This window comes from Paenibacillus sp. 1-18 (genome assembly GCF_000520755.1).
GTDB lineage: Bacteria > Bacillota > Bacilli > Paenibacillales > Paenibacillaceae > Paenibacillus > Paenibacillus brasilensis.
Genome location: NZ_ASSB01000228.1, coordinates 1 through 4,246, shown reverse-complemented (window position 1 = coordinate 4,246; position 4,246 = coordinate 1). Strand labels below are relative to the sequence as shown.

3 protein-coding genes and 3 pseudogenes are annotated in these 4,246 nt (G+C 41.8%); all 6 read left to right on the top strand.

Annotation, left to right across the window (positions count from 1 at the left end; all coding sequences use genetic code 11):
• A pseudogene (locus L693_RS30620) lies at window positions 1-256 on the top strand (hypothetical protein); the annotation flags it as partial.
• Window positions 257-284: 28 nt separating this feature from the next.
• Window positions 285-425, top strand: a pseudogene (locus tag L693_RS31450) (transposase); the annotation flags it as partial.
• A gap of 185 nt (window positions 426-610) precedes the next feature.
• Window positions 611-909: pseudogene (locus L693_RS29290) on the top strand (DMT family transporter).
• A 20-nt stretch (window positions 910-929) separates the two neighbouring features.
• Window positions 930-2,117: an aminotransferase class I/II-fold pyridoxal phosphate-dependent enzyme gene (locus tag L693_RS0114180; protein ID WP_025717822.1), complete on the top strand. Its 1,188-nt coding sequence runs from the start codon at window positions 930-932 to the stop codon at window positions 2,115-2,117.
• Between the two features lie 1,027 nt (window positions 2,118-3,144).
• Complete coding sequence (locus L693_RS31445) at window positions 3,145-3,642, top strand: hypothetical protein (RefSeq protein ID WP_049825164.1); 498 nt, start codon at window positions 3,145-3,147, stop codon at window positions 3,640-3,642.
• On the top strand, window positions 3,572-4,192 hold the full coding sequence (locus tag L693_RS31440; protein ID WP_049825163.1) for a hypothetical protein: 621 nt from the start codon (window positions 3,572-3,574) through the stop codon (window positions 4,190-4,192). The genes L693_RS31445 and L693_RS31440 overlap by 71 nt, the downstream gene beginning before the upstream one ends.
• Window positions 4,193-4,246: the final 54 nt, after the last annotated feature.

The window sequence follows — 4,246 nt, the reverse complement described above, 5'->3', positions numbered from 1 at the left end:
GATGGACCGTGCTTATGGGAAACTGGAGCGTCTGGACGACTTCAAAATCCAGGGACAATCCTTTGTTATTCGGCTTCGCGACAACGTCCATTTGGAAAAAACTCATGCCCTTTCCCGTCTCCAGAAAGTAAATTCTTCTGTCATTCGGGATATCACTTGCCAGTTGGGGACACCTCAGTGTTGTTCCAAGCAACGTCATCGTGTGGTGATGTTTCGGATTTTGAAGGTCGAGAAATCCGAGTCGTTACCGATTTAATGCAGGGGTCACGGCAGAACAAATCGCACAGATGTATAAAGCTCGATGGCAGATTGAGGTCTTTTTCCGTTGGATCAAGCAACATTTGAATATTCCAACGCTGTTTGGCACCAGCGAAAATGCGGTCTATGGGCAACTCTTTTGCGCGCTCATCGTTTATGTCCTGCTTAAATGGCTATTTGATACCGCTCAAACGACGTGGCCCAAACATGCCATTCTTTCCTTTGCCCGATTTTCTCATCTTTTCTTCTGGAAAAACTACCGGTGGAATGGGTGATCCAGATCCAGCGTGTTCTTCTTCAGCGTGCCTCTAATTCTATTAATTAAATTGCTTATTTTGGTTAATCAACAGGCGTGCTGTCACAAGGATTCACCAAGCTTGTTCCTAGCATATTGTTGGTGGTGTTCTATCTAGGGAGCTTATCATTTCTAACCTTGACCCTTAAGAAAATTGATGTATCCGTTGCCTACGCGGTCTGGTCTGGAATGGGCATTGTTCTGATTGCCTGTATCGGTCTCCTTTATTTTAACGAACGCCTCTCTTTGTGAAAATTGTTGCAATTATTTTGATCATTATAGGTGTAATTACTTTGAATCTGACTAAAGATTCACAAGAAACAAAGCAAGATATACAACGGGAAAGTAAATTATAAAGATGCCGAGGTGATTAGTTGTGGATATTTTTAACAAATGTATGAGTTGGGACGAAATCAAAAAACTACGTGCTAATGATACCTACCCTTACTTTATGCCTATTCAGGAAAAAAGAGGACCAGAAGTCATTGTTCAAAATCAAAATATGATCATGCTCGGAGCTAATGACTATCTAGGTTTGTCCGGTGATGCTAGACTAACTCAGGAAGCTGTTGAGGCGATGCAGAGATACGGTACATCGACTTGCGGCTCCAGATTTCTTAGCGGGACTCTTCCTCTCCATCTTGAACTAGAAACCCAGTTAGCTGAATTTTTGAATAGAGAGAGTGCTATTGTCTTTTCTACTGGATATCAGATGAACTTGGGAGTAATCTCAGCCATTCTGGGACGCAATGATGTAGCTATTGTAGATCGCCAGGTACATGCTTCTATTGTTGACGGGGTGCAGCTCGCCTCCTGTAAGTTGCTGCGTTTTAGGCATAATGATATGAATGATCTTGAGGCTAAGCTGAATGCTGCTCCCAAGGGTGCTGGAAAACTGATCATAGTTGATGGTGTATTCAGTATGGAGGGGGATATTGCCGATCTGAAAGCCATTGCAGCCCTTAAGCAGCAGTATAACGCCCGCTTGCTGGTAGATGATGCTCATGGAATTGGCGTATTGGGTCCAAATGGACGGGGAACCGGAGAACACCTTGGAGTTGAGTCGGAAATTGATCTGATCACCGGAACGTTTAGTAAATCCTTTGGAAGCTTGGGAGGTTTTGTTGCTGGAGATACGGATATTATTGATTATATCCAACACTGGGGCCGGAGCATGATCTTTAGCACCAGTATGACCCCTGCGAGCGCGGCCGCAAGTCTGAAAGCGTTGGAAATTATTCGGCTTGAGCCAGAGCTCAGAAGCACGTTAAAAGAACATACACAGAACATGCTGACTGGGCTACAAAAACTGGGATTTGACACAGGACACAGTGAAACACCTATTATTCCGATCCATGTAAGAGGTGAATTAAAAACATTTCAGTTTTGGAATAAATTAATGAAAGCAGGTATTTATACCAACCCGGTGATTTCTCCTGCTGTTCAGGAAGGATGTGAAATTATTCGTACATCGTTAATGGCAACCCATACCCCTGAGCAACTTGATCTTACACTACATATATTTGAGCAGATCGGCAGGGAACTAGAGTTGATTGGGGGGTAGGGAGGGCCGACAAGAAAGGTCCTTATACTTTTGTAAAGGAAAGAATAATTAGATTTTTTATTCCTGCAATCGTCTATTATTTTGTTTTTAACCCGCTATGGATTTTTCTTGTAACCCCTAAGTCTTATCTAACATCTGTTGGCTTTTATAACATGTGGTTTATTATGGCCTTGTTTTATTTTATATTATTTTATGCTTTGATACGTATTTGGAGTGGAAAGTTCATTATTCAGATGAATTATCCGAACAAGGTAAGCATTTTCTATTTTATTCTGGTTGTAGGTTCTCTTAACTTCATCACAAGGTTGATATTCCCTACAAATCGTTTATATATCCATGATTTTTCCTTAGGGTATTTCCCTCAATTTTTACTGTTTTGGATGAGAATAGTTACTTATCGGAATAATTGGCTGGAGAACATAGATACTAGACTGGCCGCATTTTATTTCCGAATCTCTTTGATTTCAATAATAACCTTGCCTATTGTTTTCCTGCTGGTTGATCTGTATGGGGGCAATCTTGATGCTTTCTATGGCGGGATCACTTCGGAAGCGCTTTATTACTCTTTTTGGGAATCATTTACTTCTATAGGGATAATATTAAAACTACACCACCCGCATAGCAGGTGGTTTTTTGTTTCGCACGCTTCGCGTACTCAACGGGCTATAGCCCACATAAGAGGGGCTTGTCGCCCCTTTTTACTGTTTCTCCCATACATTTTTCAAATTAATTCTCCTTTGGTAATAACAATGGACAGCACTCAACCCTAAAGCATTTTGTTGAATGCAGGAACATATTCAAAAAATTATCCTCTAGCCTTCGTACATCAATGCATTCTTATCTCGATATATTACTACCACGCACTCCACATGCACGAGGTGCCGGTTATTGGATATGATACGTATCCAACAACCTCGAAAGCCACGCCTGTTGATTAACCAAAATAAGGTATCCAAAAGTTGAAAAAAGGCCACTCTTTCGATAAAATCGATTCCACCACAGAACCCGATTTGAAAGAGGAGACCTCATGAAAAAGTCTACCACGTTTACAAACTTTGTTCAAATTCTTCTTAAAGAAGAAGATGTGATCAGCATACTGAAAGAGTTGAACTACAAAGATACAGCACGCAAATTTACAGCACATCAGTTACTTGTATTCTTTATGCACGCAGCTTTGGGACAATGGGATGGTTATCGCTCCGGTGTCGTTAAAGCCAAAATCTGTGGACTTCAAACCGTTTGCTTTTCTACCTTCTCATCCAAAGCTAGCGAAGTACCGTATGAGCTTTTCAAGCGCCTGTTTCATTTGTTGATTTCAAGGTGTAATCGTGCAACCAAACGCCAATTGCACCTACCCAACGATCTGTTATTGGTAGACTCGACAACGATCACGGTAGGAAAAACACGTCTGCCTTGGGCGCTGTTTCATGGAGAACGCGCAGGAATCAAGCTGCATGTCGCATTCGCTGCGGCTACTGAGCAACCCGTTCAGGTCATTGAAACGATCGATCGGTACGGTTCATGATGGCCCTATCGGTGAGAAGCTTGCGGACAAGGATTACATCTTAGTAAATGACCGAGCTTACGGGAAGATCAAGCGTTTTGATCAATATGTCGCGGAGAAGCAGTATTTTGTAACCCGTATCAAAGAGAACGTAACGCTTGTGAACCCACATTCCTTAAAGAACAGGAAAGTGGAAACCTCGAACGTCATACGGGATATTACTTGTTATCTCGGAACACCTCAGTGCCAGTCGGAGCTTCGACATCGCGTCGTGATCTTTCAAGATAACAACAGATGGATAAAACAGAACCTAAATGTACCTGTTTTGTTTGGCACAACAATGAATGCCGTGTTCAATCAGCTTTTTGCCGCGTTAATGACTTACGTTATCTTGAAATGGTTATATGATCACTCAAAATCATTTGTCATCCCTTACAAGAGAATGCCCTTGATCCGTTTCGCGGAACAAATTCAGCACGATCAACTACAAATTGAATGGATCATCGCCACTACCAAAGTGTTGGAAAAACATGTCTATTTGTCAAATCTCAAAAAAACAGTTTCTGGTTAATCAGCAGGCGTGCTCGAAAGCCTCTATAAGTCTCTTTCCATGTAAATCGCTCAT